Origin of the sequence: uncultured Cohaesibacter sp. (assembly GCF_963556055.3) — a bacterium.
GTDB lineage: Bacteria > Pseudomonadota > Alphaproteobacteria > Rhizobiales > Cohaesibacteraceae > Cohaesibacter.
In genome coordinates this window covers 177036-194090 of the sequence record NZ_CAUVYE020000012.1, presented here as the reverse complement: position 1 = coordinate 194090, position 17055 = coordinate 177036, and the positions used below count along the sequence as shown (strand labels likewise).

The 17055-nt window shown below is 53.4% G+C and carries 15 protein-coding genes and 1 tRNA gene; 13 read left to right on the top strand and 3 right to left on the bottom strand.

The genetic code is table 11. The features are described 5' to 3' along the window. Positions 1-77: 77 nt before the first annotated feature. Together ACHZB8_RS07250 and ACHZB8_RS07245 are read right to left on the bottom strand one after the other, a co-directional pair. On the bottom strand, positions 78-3164 hold the full coding sequence (locus ACHZB8_RS07250; protein WP_316859590.1) for an efflux RND transporter permease subunit: 3087 nt from the start codon (positions 3162-3164) through the stop codon (positions 78-80). A gap of 108 nt (positions 3165-3272) precedes the next feature. Then, positions 3273-4370, bottom strand: coding sequence for an efflux RND transporter periplasmic adaptor subunit (locus ACHZB8_RS07245; RefSeq protein ID WP_316859589.1), 1098 nt, complete (start codon positions 4368-4370; stop codon positions 3273-3275). Between the two features lie 172 nt (positions 4371-4542). Between ACHZB8_RS07245 and ACHZB8_RS07240 the strand changes: the two genes are divergently transcribed. From ACHZB8_RS07240 to ACHZB8_RS07185, 12 genes are all read left to right on the top strand, one after another. Continuing rightward, the gene (locus tag ACHZB8_RS07240) at positions 4543-5163 is read left to right on the top strand and encodes a TetR family transcriptional regulator (RefSeq protein WP_316859588.1); all 621 of its coding nucleotides are present in this window, start codon (positions 4543-4545) and stop codon (positions 5161-5163) included. Between the two features lie 270 nt (positions 5164-5433). Beyond that, a tRNA-Ser gene (locus ACHZB8_RS07235) sits at positions 5434-5523 on the top strand. A 645-nt stretch (positions 5524-6168) separates the two neighbouring features. After that, positions 6169-7014 carry an ABC transporter permease gene (locus ACHZB8_RS07230; protein WP_316859587.1) on the top strand — a complete coding sequence of 282 codons (846 nt, stop codon included), beginning with the start codon at positions 6169-6171 and terminating at the stop codon, positions 7012-7014. Further along, the gene (locus ACHZB8_RS07225) at positions 7014-7838 is read left to right on the top strand and encodes an ABC transporter ATP-binding protein (protein WP_316859586.1); all 825 of its coding nucleotides are present in this window, start codon (positions 7014-7016) and stop codon (positions 7836-7838) included. Before ACHZB8_RS07230 ends, ACHZB8_RS07225 begins: the two co-directional genes overlap by 1 nt. Beyond that, positions 7832-8794: an NrtA/SsuA/CpmA family ABC transporter substrate-binding protein gene (locus ACHZB8_RS07220; protein WP_316859585.1), complete on the top strand. Its 963-nt coding sequence runs from the start codon at positions 7832-7834 to the stop codon at positions 8792-8794. Before ACHZB8_RS07225 ends, ACHZB8_RS07220 begins: the two co-directional genes overlap by 7 nt. Before the next feature lie 4 nt (positions 8795-8798). Then, the gene (locus ACHZB8_RS07215; protein ID WP_316859584.1) at positions 8799-9371 is read left to right on the top strand and encodes a hypothetical protein; all 573 of its coding nucleotides are present in this window, start codon (positions 8799-8801) and stop codon (positions 9369-9371) included. A gap of 369 nt (positions 9372-9740) precedes the next feature. Then, complete coding sequence (locus ACHZB8_RS07210) at positions 9741-10724, top strand: aldo/keto reductase (RefSeq protein ID WP_316859583.1); 984 nt, start codon at positions 9741-9743, stop codon at positions 10722-10724. A gap of 11 nt (positions 10725-10735) precedes the next feature. Next, on the top strand, positions 10736-11371 hold the full coding sequence (locus tag ACHZB8_RS07205; RefSeq protein ID WP_316859582.1) for a flavodoxin: 636 nt from the start codon (positions 10736-10738) through the stop codon (positions 11369-11371). 12 nt (positions 11372-11383) lie between these two features. Beyond that, the gene (locus ACHZB8_RS07200) at positions 11384-12142 is read left to right on the top strand and encodes a DUF4405 domain-containing protein (RefSeq protein WP_316859581.1); all 759 of its coding nucleotides are present in this window, start codon (positions 11384-11386) and stop codon (positions 12140-12142) included. Between the two features lie 250 nt (positions 12143-12392). Beyond that, positions 12393-12809 (top strand): cupin domain-containing protein, encoded by a 417-nt coding sequence (locus tag ACHZB8_RS07195; RefSeq protein ID WP_316859580.1) that lies wholly within the window; start codon positions 12393-12395, stop codon positions 12807-12809. A gap of 62 nt (positions 12810-12871) precedes the next feature. Beyond that, on the top strand, positions 12872-13687 hold the full coding sequence (locus ACHZB8_RS07190) for an SDR family oxidoreductase (protein WP_316859579.1): 816 nt from the start codon (positions 12872-12874) through the stop codon (positions 13685-13687). A gap of 163 nt (positions 13688-13850) precedes the next feature. Then, positions 13851-14867, top strand: coding sequence for a zinc-dependent alcohol dehydrogenase family protein (locus ACHZB8_RS07185; RefSeq protein ID WP_316859578.1), 1017 nt, complete (start codon positions 13851-13853; stop codon positions 14865-14867). A gap of 75 nt (positions 14868-14942) precedes the next feature. Here ACHZB8_RS07185 and ACHZB8_RS07180 read toward each other — a convergent pair whose 3' ends face one another. Further along, a complete protein-coding gene (locus ACHZB8_RS07180; protein WP_316859577.1) occupies positions 14943-16145 on the bottom strand; it encodes a multidrug effflux MFS transporter in 1203 nt (400 codons plus the stop codon). A gap of 294 nt (positions 16146-16439) precedes the next feature. Between ACHZB8_RS07180 and ACHZB8_RS07175 the strand changes: the two genes are divergently transcribed. After that, on the top strand, positions 16440-17036 hold the full coding sequence (locus ACHZB8_RS07175) for an NAD(P)H-binding protein (protein ID WP_316859576.1): 597 nt from the start codon (positions 16440-16442) through the stop codon (positions 17034-17036). Positions 17037-17055 lie beyond the last annotated feature (19 nt).

Below are 17055 nucleotides of genomic sequence, written 5' to 3'. Positions count from 1 at the left end.
CATCGGCTCCGATGGCATTAATCCGGTGGATGGGTCAAAGTAGGTTTGTCACCGGAATAGCTTGCTTGGGGATGGTGCTAGATGCGTTCTCCCCGTTTGAATGTTACGCCATAGAAAAGGGCGAACAGGACCGGAACCACGATCAAGGTCAGCACAGTTGCAGCTGTCAGACCGAACATGATCGTCACGGCAAGGGAATCGAAGAAGATGTCCGTTATCAGCGGAATGAGACCAAGCACGGTCGTAATCGCGGCCATGGTCACCGGTCTCAGCCTTGATACGGCTGCCTGAGCAATGGAGTCGTGAATGCTCAACCCTTCTTCTTCATTCAGCCGCTTGATCTCTTCAATCAGCACGATGCCATTCTTGAGCAGCATGCCTGAAAGCGACAAAAAGCCGATAAGAGCCGTGAAGCTAAAGGGCAGATTAAACAGCAAGAGCCCGAGCGTCACACCGATGATGGAAAGCGGAACTGTGAGCCAGACAACAAGTGTCTGTTTGAAAGAATTGAAAAGCATCACGGTGATGGCAAACATCACAAGGACACCCAGCGGCACATTGGCGAAGATGGCCCCTGTTGCCTTGGACTGGTTTTCATACTCACCACCCCAGGTCAATTCATAACCTTCAGGAAGGGCAATGGCCTCAACCTTGCTCTGAAGCCGTTTGAACAATGCGTTCGATGTCGTTTCGGACGTCGGGTCTGAGTCGGCCCAAACATTGATGGTCCGTTTTCTGTCTCGACGCATGATGAGAGGGTCTTCCCAAGCCAGATCGATGGATTTTACGACCTGATCGATGCTGACATATTTGGAAAGAACCGTGCTATAGACCTGAATGTCGCTTAATTGTTCGACGCTTGACCGTTCACTCTCTGGCAAACGCACCATGACCGGCAGTCTTTCAGTTCCATCGCGAACACTGGCAATGCTCAGTCCCTTGACATTCATCAGAATGGCATTGTCGATATCGGTCTTGGTGATGCCGAGGCGTCTTGCTTCGGCTTCAGCGAACTGAGGCCTCAGGACCTTGGTTCTTTCCTGCCAGTTATGGCGGATATTGATGGCATCCGGGTCCGCGCGGTAGATGTCGATGACTTCTGAGGCAAGGCGGCGCAGCTCAACAGGATCCGGCCCGGATATCCGAGCCTCGATTTTCGAGCCACCACCGGTCCCCAGCTCGAACCGGCTGGTTTTGACAAAGGCATAGGGCGCATTTTCCCGCACTTCATTGTCAACCCAGTTCCGAATCTCATCAAGCTGTTCGAAGTCATTCACTTCGATGATGAACTGGCCATAGTTGGCATAAGTCCGCTCACCCTGGAATGTCAGCATGAAGCGATCAGCACCCGCACCGATCGTTGTGGTGATCTGCTTGATCTTGTCGTTTTTCTGCAAAACGCTTTCGATCCGGTTCATATCCGAGATGGTGGAACGAATATCCGAGCCCTGAGGCAACCAGAAGTCTACCGTCAACATGGGCAGCTTGGACGTCGGGAAGAAGGACTGATTGACGAAACCGAATCCATAGATAGCCGCAGCCATGCCCGCCAGAAGCAGCAGCACGGTGCCCCAACGCCAGCGCAAGGCCAGCAGCAGAACCTGCCTGTAAATGGTGTAGACAAATCCCTTGTACGGATCGATGGGCTCACGAGCCTCGCCGTCGGATTCCGCGTCGGCGGGAGTAGATTCCTTGAACATGATGGAGGCGAGGAACGGTGTGATCGTGATCGCCATCAGCCAGGAAATCATGAGCGAAATCAGCAATACCCAGAAGAGGGAGTCGGTATACTCACCCGTTGAGTCAGGCGACAGGCCGATAGGAGCAAAGGCCACGACCGAAATGACGGTTGCCCCGAAAAGAGGCCAGACGGTTTGCGCCACTATGCGGTGAGCTGCCTGAACGCGACTGAGACCCTGCTTTAGGCCAACCAGAATACCATCAGTGATCACAATGGCGTTGTCGACAAGCATCCCCAGTGCAACGATCATGGCACCTAATGAGACGCGATGAAGCGGCATGCCCATCACCTGCATGACAATCAGTGTTCCGCAGATTGTCAGCAACAGGATGATGCTCATCAGAATACCGGAGCGCAGCCCCATCGTGATCAGCAGCACGAGAATGACGATGATGACCGCCGCTCCCAAATTCAGCAGGAAGTCATTGATCGAAGCCGTGACCTGATCCGGCTGATTATAGATCGTATGCAGGGAGATCCCGATTGGCCGGTTGAACTCAAGCTCCTGGAGCCTTTTATAGACATTCTCGCCAACCTCGGTCACATTGACGTCCTCGGCGAAGGAAATCCCGATTGTCAGAGCCGGTTCGCCATTGAAGCGATAGACATGGGTTGGTGGAGATTTATAGTCAATCTTGACGTCGGCAACGTCGGACAGATAAACCAGATTGTCCCCGGTCTGCCCCAGCAGAACGTCCTTGATCTGGTCGACATTGCTATAATCTCCGGTCGAGCTGATACGGATATATTCGCTGCCTACCTTTATGTTGCCTGCGTTTGAAACCACATTCTGGTATTGTAGAAGGGACTGGAGCGAGGAGACAGACAGATTGAGAGAGGCAAGTTTTGCACGATTGATCTCAAGAATGATCTGTTTCTGCAAGGTCCCGCCAATGGAAACCTTGCCGACACCCTGAACAAGAACCAGCTCTCGGCGAAGATAGTCGGCATAATCATGCAATTCCTGCTGGCTGTATCCCTCGCCGGTAACAGCCATATAGATGCCATAGACATCGCCGAAATCATCATTGATGACCGGGGAATAGGAGCCGGACGGCAGGTCTGATTCCATATCGCGGATTTTGCGGCGCATTTCATCCCAGATCTGCTTGAGCTCGGCATCGCGATACTTGTCCTTCATCTCGACGGTAACCTGAGACAGACCGGCAGAAGAAATGGACGTGACATTGTCGACATAGGCCAACTGCTGAAGGGCCGTTTCAACGGGCAGGGTGACCTCTTCCTCCACTTCAAGGGCTGACGCACCGGGATAGGACGTTACGATGACCGCCTGCTTGATCGTGAATTCCGGGTCTTCAAGGCGGCCAAGATTGAGAAATGCAAAGATACCACCAAGGATCAGCAGGATCGTAACCATCCAACTGACCGTTTTGTTTTCAATGGCATAGTCTGTAAGTGTCATGATTTCTAACGTCCTGGACGCGTGACTGGAAAGCTCATAGGCGGATGACGGGCACCAAGTGGATATTCAGTATGCAATTGGCAAAAGGCGAGGGGCAGGCAGAGGGCGCTAAAGCCCTCCTTCCTTTTTGTAGGTTCTCACCTTCATTCCCTCGGTGACGTGGGCAGTGCCGATTGCTATCACCCGATCTCCTTCCGCAATGCCGTGGGAGATGCGGATCATGCCATCCTGAATGCCATAGACCTCAACTTCGGTCTTGCGAGCCTGATTGCTCTCATCGACTTTCCAGACCCAGCGAGACCCATTTTCATCGAACACGGCTTCCAATGGAACAAGGACACCTTCCGCATCGTCAAAATTGAGGATTTTGGCGATGTCGACGCTCGCAGAAACACTCATGCCCGGAAAGACGGTTATTTCTTCTGGGCTCGGCATCGTGATGGTCACTTTGTAGGAGCGGGTGACAGAGTCTGGAACTGTGTTGATTTCCTTGTAGGTGGCTTCAAAGGCACGATCTGGCAGCGCATCGAAACGCACCTCGATTTTGGGCAGCAAAGCCAGCTTTTTGGGATTGAAACGCAAGAACAGCTTTTCAGGTACGTTGAACTCGACATCAACGCCTTCATTGCTCTGGAATTTGGCGATCGATGTCCCGGCCGAAACGGTCTGATAGCGCTCGACATATGTCTTTGCGACAATCCCGCTGAAGGGTGCGGTAATGCGGGTATAGCCAATATTGTCTTGTGCAGCCTTCAAATCGGCCTGTGCGGATTCGAAAGTGGACTTGGCCGAGTCAAGAGCCGCCTGTGCGACATGATTCTTTTCGAACAGCTGTTCGGTTCGCTCAAGGCTGACCTTGGCCAGATCATAACTGGCTTCTTTGGCTGCAAGCACATTGCGATAAGGGGTGTCATCAAGCTCTGCAATCAAATCACCCTTTTTGAGAATTTGACCTGCCCGGACGGGCAGAGTGTCGACTTGCCCGGCGATGCGGAAGGAAAGCTCGGCATTATTGCTGGCTTTGGTAACGCCCGGAAAGGATTTTGGAAGCTTGAGGGCCACCTGATGCGCCGTCACAATCTTGGCTGGACGTGCAGTCGGATCCTCAGCGGCCCGTTCAATAGCATTGGCCGAAGAAAACAGCTTGTCATTGCACCCTGTCAGCGACAAAGCAACAAGGGTGATGAGGGCAAGTTTTTTGATCATAGGCGAACTCGAATAGTGAGATGCGAAAAAATGGTGCACAAGGATGTTACATTTGGCAAATGGCTTTTATATATACATACCAGTATGTATATTTGTAAAGACCATTGTATTGTCATTTCTGCTATGCAATATCGCATGTGACACTTAACTTGAGATTACGGTCGGTGAAAACGTGGCTCGAAAAACGAAAGCTGATAAAGAAAAGACATATCAGGCGCTCATAGAATCCGCCGCTGTCCTGTTTCACAGTCAGGGATATAAGGCGACGACGCTGAATGAGATCGCGGAAAAGGCGGGCATGACCAGAGGAGCCTTTTACGGCCACTTTAGCGGCAAGACCGAAGTGCTTAAAGCGATCTGGAATGAACAGGCCATACCGGAATTCAGGCAGATCAAGGAAGCCTTGGAAGATTTGCCGCCTCCCAATCCCGCTATAGAATTCAGGCGACAAATCGACAATCTGTGCGAGCTGTTTTCTGAAAATAGCAAAGTTGGACGCGCCCTTTTCATCCTGATGCACAATATTGAAATGTCTGAGAGAGAAGTTGAACTGATCGAGTTTCTCATTGGTCAGCACAAGATGTATGAAAGCGTGTTTCTCAAATCCTTCACCAGACTTCACGAGGCTGGTCAGCTAAAGGATGGCATGGAACCAAAGATCGCAGCCATGGGCTTTCTTTGCATCCTGTTCGGCATGATCAACAAGGCACTTTTGCCTTTCCTGGAATTCGATTTCAATCGTGATGGTCAACCAGTTTTTGCCCATTATCTTGATAGTGTCTTGAACGACTAGACGAAACATTTGATGTAAGAGCCGTGTGCAGTGCTATCCGGGTGGAGGCATTCACCAAGCTTGGAGCACTTCGATTTTGGGGTGTGAAAGAAGCGCAATATCAACATTCGTCTTTCAGGGATGCGAACATAATCCTTTGTTTTTTGTGCAAAATTTCGAAACGTGGCTGGGCTCCCTTCATCGCGTTGAGATGGTGCCATATGTGGAAATGTCATTCTCGTGACAAAATAGCCATTGATTCACTCTGCCTTGATCTTTAAACAGGTCCGCGGAGAGGTGGCCGAGTGGCTGAAGGCGCGCCCCTGCTAAGGGCGTAGGCGGGTAACTGTCTCGAGGGTTCGAATCCCTTCCTCTCCGCCATTTCCCTTCGCAAATATCTGAAATGGTTTCGTTATTGAAACTCGCGAAGTTTCTTTTCCCTTTCCTTGTCCCCTCGCGAATGAGCCTGATTTTCAAGCATTTGTGACTCATTGCCGATTTCACGTCGGAATGAAAATTTCTCATTCAATCCCTATATGGCCTTTGTGAGCTGTGCGCTGCGTTGATTTCACGGCATCCAGCCGTGAGCAGCCAGTTGGCGAATGTGTATTCTGAGCGGAATTGTGGAAAGTCGGATTTTCTCCCCATATGCGGGCCGGGAGTAAATGCTTTCGACAGAGCAAAAAGGCTGAGCCGATTTTCCTTGTTACTATCTGAGAGCTTGTGATCCTTTGACCTCTCAAGGGCAGGGCAATTAATCTGCCTGGACGGTGCCTGATGGTGTGTCATTTTCGCTGTTCATAACCGTCTCTTGTCGTGTGGCGATCAAAAGAAATGACTCAGCCTTGAAGTGATGTCCTGGCGAGTTGCGTCAAGCAGTCGATGTGACCAGAACCACGATCCGGAACTTTTTGCAAAAGCCCGACCAAACGCGAGAGATTGTCTGTTTGTAAATTTGAGTCATTGACTCAAGTTATATTCTGTATATACCTGAGTTCAATACTCAACATTGATGCGCGATGGTTCATGACGCCCAAATGTGCCCTCGTACTCTACAAACGCATATCCCTCATGAACGTTCCCACATTCAACGCCTATCTGGCAAAGCAAAGACCGCTCGCGCTGCTGACTGTTCTGGCATTGCCGTTTCTCGGCGTTGGACTCTGGCATATTGGCTCTGTACGAGGTTGGTTCAATGCCTATCTGTTGCCGCCACCTGTGGAAGTCTGGACGGCCGCGGTTGATCTGTGGGGCAAGGGGTTGCTGGCCAAGCATATCGAGGTGAGTCTGATGCGGGTGCTTGTCGGCTTTGCACTGTCTGGGTCTTCGGCCTTGTTGCTGGCGGCGCTCAACTATCGCTTCCCGCTCGTCCGTCGCATGACTTTCCTGCCGCTCGAAGCCATCAGGGTGATCCCGCCGCTGGCGCTGGTTCCCTTGCTTATCCTGTGGTTCGGCATCGGGGAGGGGTCAAAACTCGCGGTCATCATCCTTGCCAGTTTCTTTCCCGTCTACCTGTCTGCCTTGACCGCTCTCCAGACGGTTGATCCAAAACTTCTGCAAATGGCCCAGACTCTCAACCTTAGCAAGCTGGAGACCGTCCGCTTTGTGCTGGTGCCGGGGGCGAGCGCGGGTCTGTCGACAGGCTTGCGGCTTGGTTTTGGCTATGCCTGGCGTGCTCTTGTCGGGGCAGAGCTGATCGCTGCAAGCGCCGGGCTTGGTTATCTCATTCTCGATTCCGAACAGTTGGCGCGGACCGACAGGATCTTCGTTGGCATCGTGGTCATTGCCATCACGGGCATGGTGCTTGACGCCATCTTCCGCCGCCTGCTGCCATCCGATGACCGGCAGCGCATGCTCGGGGGCGTCTTCTGATGGACACGAGAAGCCCTACGGCGCCAGTCGAGATCAAAGGGCTGAGCAAGCGCTTTGTCCGAGCCGACGACAACAGCGCAGAGCCAGCCGGTCACACTGTCATCAAGGAGCTGTCGCTCAGCATAGCCCCCAACGAAATTGTCGCGCTGATCGGGCGATCCGGATGCGGCAAGACAACCCTTCTGCATTGCCTTGCCGGGCTTGTGGCTCCCGATGCCGGATGCATCCAGCCTCATGGGCTTGCTGCGCAATGTGCCGTGGTCTTTCAGGATCACCGCCTTTTGCCATGGGCCAATCTTGAACAGAATCTGCTGCTTGCCTTAAGAGCGCGGAAGGCACTCGACAGGAAAGAAAGGCTGAGACGTGTCGCAGACATGCTCGGGGCACTTGATCTTGCCGCCTTTGCCAAGGCCAGGCCTTCCGCATTGTCGGGTGGCATGGCGCAGCGGGCCGCACTTGGTCGCGCCCTCTTGCAAGAGCCAGCCCTGTTGCTGATGGATGAGCCCTTTGCCTCGTTAGATGCCCTGACGCGGTCGGATATGCACGAGCTGCTGCTTGCTCTTCAGGCCCGTAGCCCTCGCACGATCCTGTTTGTAACCCATGATCTGGAAGAGGCGGTCAAGCTGGCCGACCGCGTGGTCGTCATGGCCCATGGCCAGATCATCGAGGATGTCCCGATCCCCATTCCGCGCCCGCGCGACCTTGACGGCGAGGCGGTTCGCTCAATCCAGCGCCATTTGCGCGGACTGGTCAGCCATCGCACAGGGAACGCACGCCACTCCTTTTCAACCACCCCCACAAACGGAGGAATCAGCGCATGCTGAAGTCACTTCAATCCGCTATCGCGGCCCTGTCGGCCGCAGCCTTTGGCCTTGCCCTGTCCGCAGCCGCGGCCATTGCCGACGAGGTCAAGGAAATCAACGTCTCTTATGTGACCTCGCCCTTCAATCTGCAAGTCATGGTCACAAGGCTACAGAGCCGACTTGAAAAGGAATTCGAAAAAGACGGCATCACCATCAATTGGCACGAGATCACCTCTGGCGCCAAACAGGCACAGGCCCTGGCCGCTGGATCACTCGACTTCGGCATGGTCATGAACTCCACTTCGGTGCTGATGGCAGCCGCTGCGGGCAATCCGATCAAGATCGTGTCCGCCGTCTCACGCCCATCCGAGACCTTCGCTCTGGTCGCCGCAAAGGGCGGTCCTGCTAGCGTTGCCGAACTCAAGGGCAAGACGGTTGCTGGCCCGAAAGGCACCGTGCTGCATCAGATGCTGGTGGCTGCCATTGCCAAGGCCGGGCTCGAGCAAAGTGACGTCAACTTCGTCTCGATGGATCTGCCAAAGGCCCGCGCGGCCATGCTGTCCGGCAATGTCGATGCTGCCCTGCTGGCCGCTTCATTGGTCATCAAGTCCGAGGAAGAAGGGGCCCACGTGATCACCACGGCCAAGGGCCTTGTCACGCCCAAGCTGGTGCTCGCTGCGCGCCCTGACTTTGTCACCAAGCATCCCGATCTGGTGGCCCGTGTCATCAAGGTGCACAAGGAAGCCCAGAGCTATATCGATAACAACCGCGCCGAAGCCATTGCCCTTGGTGCCAAGGAGAAGAATATCTCCATTGAAGACGCCACCAAGCTGGCCGACTGGGCAGGCTTCACAACAAGCCTTGATCAGGATGATCTGGCCAGCATGAAGGATGACATGGATTTCCTTCTTGCCAATGACCTGATCAAAGAGGTCGTAGACCTTGACGATGTCGTCGCTCCGAGTGCGATGGAGTAGCCCGATGCTGACGCAAGTCTCAAATCCGTATGGCGTTCAGACGCGCCACGCACCGGTCGTCGCACTGAAAGAGGGCGATTGCCCGCTTGCCTTCACGCGCGACGACTTCATCCGCTATGCCGGTCCGGATCAGATCATTGCTTCGGCACTGATGTTCCAGATGCTGACCTGCGCCATCGCGGCTCTGTCGCCTGATGAACCGATGGAACGCAACGACCTGAAACTTCAGGTCGGGTTCCCCGGCCCGGGTGTGACAGACATCATCGAGCTTGTCCTACGCGGCAGCACCCGCAACGCCCATAACATCACGATCAAGACCGAAGGCCTGCCGATGGAGGCCCCCGAGGCACTTATCGGGCGCTTCTATTTCGAGTTCGAATATCGTGGCAAGCGGATCGCGCTCTGGCCGGTGGATGGCTATTTCACCGACGAATTCCGCGCGCAGGTCAAGCAGTTCCAGCCAAGGAAAGGCGATGACGCCACGCAAGAAGCCTATCAGACCTTCAAGCATGGCATGGTGGCCAAGCTGATGGCCGCCGATCCGACTGCGCTGTTTCATAGGAAGATCGTGGCGTAGATCGCTCGGTGAGCCTTTCGCGATCTTTGACGACAGGAAGTCAAAGCAACTCCTTCCCGGTCTGAATGCGGCTGCCAGTTTTGGCAATAGCCGGGGAGGAGGGGGCATCGTTGGCCTGAAGAAATCCTCAGGCTTTCCCTCGTATGGCTATGGCCGCCATTTGTCAGGGCAGGAGATCAGAGAGACTTTTTAACGGTTCTTATATCGAGCATTCAGTAATCACGCTAGTAATCGAGCCTCTGTTGCCCGAACTTATGAAATTCAGATATAAGCTCTTGCCAAAATCTCCGCCTAATCAAAACATCCTGAAGCGCCTAGATTCTCGTCATCAATTAGCAAACGGAACGGTTTGGCTGAAAGGGGTTGATGATGAAACAGCGAAGACTTGGAAACCACGGGCTTGAGGTTTCGGCCATCGGACTTGGTTGCATGGGCATGAGCTTTTCCTATGGCGACGCACCGCCGGTCAAGGACATGGTCACGCTTATTCGTCAGGCCAATGATCTGGGCGTTACTTTTTTCGATACCGCCGAAATTTACGGTCCCTACACAAACGAACTTCTGGTTGGCGAAGCGCTGGAACCGATTCGGGACAAAGTGGTCCTTGCCACCAAATTTGGTTTCGATATCGGAAAAGACGGCCAATGGAATGGCCTGACCAGCCATCCGGACGATATACGCAAGGCTTGCGACGGATCGTTGAAACGACTGCGCACCGATGTCATCGATCTTTTCTATCAGCATAGAGTTGACCCCTCTGTACCGATCGAAGATGTGGCCGGAACTGTCAAGGATCTGATTGCTCAGGGCAAGGTACGCCATTTTGGCCTATCCGAAGCCGGTCCGGACACCATCCGTCGTGCCCATGCGGTTCAACCCGTCACAGCACTGCAAAGTGAATATTCCCTTTGGACCCGTCAGCATGAAGCGAGCATTATGCCCGTGGTGGAAGAGCTGGGTATTGGTTGGGTCGCCTATAGCCCGCTCGGCAAGGGCTTTTTGACCGGAGCTATCAGGTCCGCTTCTGAGATCAAGGACGGAGATTTCCGAAAAGCGTTGCCACGCTATCAGCCAGAAGCAATGGAACACAACAAAGCGGTTGTTGATCTCCTTACCGAGATTGGAAAAGAGCGGGAAGCCTCGCCTGCCCAAATCGCTCTTGCATGGGTTCTTGCCCGCAAACCCTGGATCGTGCCTATTCCCGGAACCACGAAGCTTCATCGCCTGGAAGAAAACCTGAAAGCCGTCGATGTCGTTCTCACCGCCGAAGACATGGAGCGCATCAATGCCGCAGCTATCACAGTGGAAGGTGGGCGATACACTGAAGCGGTCGAAGCCATGACTGGTTTGTAGGAAAGGCTCACATGATGACCATCAAATCCAGCAAAGACACCACCAAATTGAATAGCCGGCGCAGTTTTCTGAAAGCTGCCGCATCCATCGGCCTGTCGGTCCCCTTTCTCATGAAAAATGCACAAGCACAACAGACCGGAGACCAGAGCAAAATTCTGGTCACCTATTATTCACGAACCGGCAACACACGCGCTGTCGCCGAGCAGGTTCGGAAATTGACGGGCGCAGACATTTTCGAGCTTAAGACCACTCATTCCTACCCCGCAGAATACCGCGCCACCACCGATCAGGCGAAACGCGAACAACAGGAAAATTTCCGTCCGACGCTGACTGGAACTGTCAGCAATATGGCAGATTACGACGTGATTTTCGTCGGATATCCCAACTGGTGGGCGACCATGCCGATGGCCTTCTTCACTTTTCTGGAGAGTTACGATTTTGCAGGCAAGACGATTGTTCCCTTCTGCACCCATGAAGGCAGCCGACTTGGCCGCAGTGTCGAGGACCTGGAAACCCTGTGTCCCGATGCCACCATATTGAGTGGCCTTGCTCTCAGAGGTGCCAGCGACGGAAGAATCGTTACGACATCGGCTGATGCTCAAAATGCTGTCAGCGACTGGATTGCTGAGCTTGGAATATCGGGGTGAAAAGGACCAATCTTGAACAGAGAACGGCTATTTCGACTCTTTTTCGATTTCATCGCGACCGGATTGTTTGTTTTCGCTCTTGCCTTTGAATGGTTTGGCTCTCTGGTGCATGAGATAATCGGAACGATTTTTTTCGTTCTCCTGATTGTCCATGTCGCATGCAACCGACGTTGGTTTGCTTCACTCACCAAGGTAGCCCGGAACCGGCACCGCCTTGTGGTGACGCTAATCAATCTGAGCCTTCTCGTTGCCGCTGTCGCTCTGATGGTCACGAGCCTGATGATCTCGCGAGACCTCTTCGCGTTCTTTGGAATGAAGGGGGACTTTCTTGCCCGTCAGATCCATACGCTCTCAGCCTACTGGATGCTGATGATTGTCGGCATCCACCTCGGTATGCACTGGATGATGATCATGGGGGTGGCAAGGGAACTGCTGAACATAACCACAAGAAACAGCATGAGAACATGGCTGTTGAGAGCAGTGACCGTGCTTGCTTCGGTCTATGGGATCTTTGCGTTCCTTGAAATGAACATGGGCTCCAAACTGGTTCTTCATTTCACTTTCAGCTACTGGGATTTCAAAGCCAACTGGGTAGGGTTCTTCGTCAATTACGGCTCCATAATCTGGCTTTATGCTGCCATTGGGCACTATGGAAATACCAAGTTGCTGGCAAAAAGGCGCGGCGGCCATAATGGGCGCAGTACAGGCAGGCTGGCTGGGCGCGGAATATCTGGGACGGGTAGAAATGAGCCAAAGCAAAATGCCGGATAAATGAATCCTGAGCATAAAGGCTTGTCTCTTTTATGGCCTAATCATTTGAATTGAACAGCGTAAATTACATGCAGACGGCGCGACACGCGCGGCGCGTGGTTGCTGAGGTTTTCTCAAGGCTCTGCCTGAACCGGATCACGCGCACAGCCGCAGGGAAACAAGCCGAAAGCCTGTCATGGCAGTCTTTCGAGTGTGTCGAGCGTGAACTCACAATGCCAAATCTGGCGAAATTTCAATGGAGTAGAAGCAAATGTCAAGTGAAACGACATCTGATGGAATTTTTGAACGTGGGCCTGAAAATACTGCATATGCGGACTATTTTGTTGGCCGGAGCTATTTGAATATTCTGTCGCAGCAAGACCTGTTCATCGGCAATGTCACCTTTGAACCGGGTTGCCGAAACAATTGGCACATCCACAAAGCTGACAAGGGCGGCGGGCAGATCCTTTTATGCACCTCAGGCAAGGGGTGGTATCAGGAGTTCGGCAAGCCAGCCGAAGCTCTCAAACCCGGTGATGTGGTCAAGATACCCGCTGGTGTCAAACATTGGCACGGCGCAGCCAGGGACAGCTGGTTCTCTCACCTTGCCATCGAAGTGCCCGGCGAAAACGCGGCCAATGAATGGCTGGAAGCTGTCTCTGACGAGGACTATTGCGCCTTGGCGTGAGAGGACAGGACGGTCCTTGAATGTCCGTTGCAAAGGCAGCTTTATAGAAATGGGAACATGAAATGAAAGACGTAACAGTCATTGTTGGTGCCGGAGGCATCGGTTTGGCCATTGCGCGGCGGATTGGTCACGGTCGCCATATTCTGGTAGCAAACCATACGCAGGAATCCGCAAATGACGCAGCGAAAACGCTGGAGTTCGCCGGGTTTGACGTGACAGCAATCGAAGCGGACATTTCGGACCGCACCGCAGTTCGGGCTATCGTGGCCAAGGCACAGGACCTGGGGCCAATCAGCGCTCTGGTTCAGGCCGCAGGCGTATCTCCCTCTCAGGCCCCGATCGAGAAGATCCTCAAAGTCGATCTATATGGAACCGCAGTGCTGCTCGAGGAGTTCGGCAAGGTGATTGCACCCGGCGGGGCCGGTATCGTGATCTCGTCCCAGTCCGGTTATCGCATGCCTGCTCTTGGCAGCGAGCAGGATGCCTTGTTGGCAACCGCACCGGCAGATGAGTTGCTGGATCTCGATTTCGTCAAGGGCGTCAAGGATACACTCCATGCCTATCAGATGTCCAAGCGTTGCAATTCCTTGCGCGTGAGGGGAGAGGCTGTCAAATGGGCCAAACGAAAGGCGCGGGTGAATGCCATCAGTCCTGGCATAATCGTCACGCCTCTGGCCCATGACGAGCTCTATGGCGAACGCGCAGACTTCTACCAGACGATGCTGAAGAAAATGCCTGCCGGGCGGGCCGGAACACCCGATGAAGTCGCTGCGCTTGCTGCCCACATGATGGGGCCGGAGGGCGGTTTCATAACCGGCAGCGATTTCCTGATTGATGGTGGTGCGACGGCTGATTTCTTCTATGGCTCACAAGCCTGAAGCTCCGGTGCCGTCAATTCATGAATCCAGAGCATAGAACCTTTCAAAGACGCGCTATATCTGCTTCAGAATTATGTCTGTATGCTCTGATGTTCAACAAATGCAAAAACGCAATGCAAATAAGGCGGATCTACAGGATGCGCTTAATCCAAGGAGATAACCAATGTTAGGAACAATGCTCTATGGTCCCGGTGATGTCCGCTACGAAGAGGTCCCCGAACCTCAGATCATCCATGCGACAGATGCCATTATTCGCCTCGCAGCGACGTGCGTTTGCGGATCCGATCTTTGGCCTTACCGTGGCTTGAATGACATTTCTGCTCCCATGGCAATGGGCCATGAATATTGCGGTGTTGTTGAAGCAGTTGGAGATTCGGTTAAAACGGTCAAACCGGGTGATTTTGTCGTTGGATCATTCTGCCTGTCTGACAATACCTGCCCGCACTGTGGACATGGCTTTCATTCTTCCTGCGAACAACGGGAATTCATGACAGGTGCGCAAGCGCCGTTGGCTCGTGTCGCACTGGCCGACGGTACGCTCGTCAAAACAGATGGGCAGCCTTCTGAAGACCTCATTCCCCATCTTCTCGCGGCTTCGGATGTCTTGGGGACAGGATGGTATGCGGCCGATGCTGCCCGAGTTCAGCCCGGTTCAACCGTTGTCGTCGTGGGAGACGGTGCGGTTGGTTTAATGGGGGTCATGTCTGCAAAACAGATGGGGGCCGAACGCATCATCGCCATGAGCCGCCACAAATCCCGCCAGGAGCTGGCGCTTGAATTTGGCGCAACCGACATCGTTGCCGAACGGGGCGATGAAGGTATTGCCAAGATCAAGGAACTCACCGCAAGGATCGGTGCGGATTCCGTGCTGGAATGTGTGGGGACCGACCAATCCATGAAACAGGCAATCGCCTGCGCCCGACCCGGCTCCACCGTTGGTTTTGTTGGCGTGCCTCATGGCGTCAAGATCGACGGTCAGGATCTGTTCTTTGCGCAGGTCGGTTTGATGGGTGGTCCTGCTCCGGTGCGCCGCTTCTTGCCGGACCTGATGCAGATGGTTCTGGATCGAAAGATCGAACCGGGCAAGGTCTTCGACCTGCAAATACCGATTGCAGACGTCGCTGAAGGGTACAAGGCCATGGACGAGCGGCGTGCCATCAAGGCCCTTTTGCGCGTGTAATTCCGGAGCATAAAATTGCAAATGAAACGAAAGGACCTGCAAGGCAAGTCCTGCCGTTTTTGTATCCGCAAGGCCTCAATCCTGTCGACGGCTCTTGAATAGCACCGTCGACATGGACGCAAAGGTAAACAGAGCCATGATCCACGCCATGGGCCAAGGGGTACCATCGCGGAAGACAGTGAGAAGAAGCGAGGAAATGATGCCACCTCCATATTGCAGGGAGCCGATGAGAGCCGACGCGGAACCAGCGGTCTTGACTTCATCCAGAGCCGCCGCCGTCGCCGTTGCTGCAATGATCCCGTTCAGGGAAAAGAAAATGAACACCGTGATGATGACAAGGGAAAGACTGGCCAGATCGAAGTAAGCAGCAGCGGCAAGAACGAGCATCGAGCAAAATGACAGAACCACCGATGCCTGCAACAGATGGTCCATGCAATAGCGTAAAAGCAGGAACCGGTTGAAGTAGCTCATAACCATAACGCCGACGACGTTCAGGCCAAACAGATAACCGTAATACTGATAGTCGATCCCGAAATACTCGATATAGACAAAGGGCGATCCGATTATGAAACCGTAGGCGCTGACATAGTAAAAGGTGACGCACAGGGTATAGCGCATGAATTCCCTGTTCCGCATCAAGACGATATAGTTGCGTAAGGCTGACATGACTGACGAAGAGGATGCGTCATGTTTGGGCAATGTCTCGGGCAGTTTGAAAATCGACAGGAACATGACGAAGCCGATGCCGAAAAGAAGCCAGAAAATGGAATGCCATGAGCTGAAGCGAACAATCTGACCACCCAGAAGCGGGCCGATGATTGGCGCAATGGCCATCACCATCACAAGGGTCGAGAGCATTTGAGCGGCCCGCGTTCTTTCGTAAAGATCACGGATCATGGCCCGCGACAGCATTGGGCCAGTACAGGCCCCGAAAGCTTGTATGACGCGCCAGAAGACGACTTGTTCGATCGATTGCGCCATGGCGCAGCCAGCCGATCCCAGAACAAAAACCAGCATGCCGATGAAGAGTGGTTTCTTGCGGCCGATTTGATCACTGATTGGTCCCCAGATAAGCTGCGCGATGGCAAAGCCGATCAGGAAGCCGGTGACAGTCAGTTCGGCGTTGCCATGAAGGTCATTTGCCATCACCGGCATTGCTGGCAGGTAAATGTCTGTCGACAGAGACGTAAATGCCATCAGGGCACTGAGGATGGTAATGAAGCCGATGTGACCGACTGTCGGCCTGGTTCGGCTTTCCTGATTGGTTGTTGTGCTCATAGGCTTTTCATTTCATTGATTGGGTCTGCGGGGAGGAGGGAAGGGACACGCATGATGGCGGTGTTCCATTGATGCGAATATCGGCATATCCGGGGAATTTGATAAGACGCATAAAAAGTCTTGCGGCTATATTCAAAATTCATGAATGGCTGAGCCATCCGGCCGACCGCGCGAAGCGCTATTTATTAAATTCCGGTATAAGTTCAATCCGGTTTTAGCACCTAATCAAAGAAATATAAGACGCCTATCTTTGATGTCAGAGGGAGCCGAACATGTTCCCATAGGATAGGTTTAATGGTGAAAACACTCATTCTTGGTGCTGCGGGACAAATTGCCCGTGTCACCACAGATCTTTTTCTGGAGACGACGAACCTTCAGTTGGTGCTCTATGCGCGCAACGCGGCCAGTCGTCTCAAGCCATATGCGAATGAACCAAGGGTTTCACTCGTGGATGGTGATGTTACGGATGGCGTCAAGCTCGAAGCTGCCATGGCCGGGGTTGATGGTGTCTATGCCAATCTGTCAGGCGATATGGTGGAGCAGGCTCGCACCATCATCAACGCCATGCATAACGCAAAGGTCAAAAGGCTGATCTTCGTCAGCTCCATGGGCATTTATGACGAAGTTCCGGGACAGAGATATTCCGGTATACTCGATCCTTACCGGGATTCAGCCTTGGCCATCGAAGCATCGGATCTCGATTACACGATCATCCGCCCTGAATGGCTGAATGATCTCGATGAAATCGCTTACGGCACTACGCGCAAGGGTGAGCCGTTCAAAAACCCGCAAGCCTATGTGTCGCGCAAGAGCGTTGCCGACCTCATCGTCAAATGCACCACAGTACCGGGCTTCGGAATCGGTGAGAGCCTTGGCGTTCACAAGGTCTGATCCTGAAAAATTTCAACAT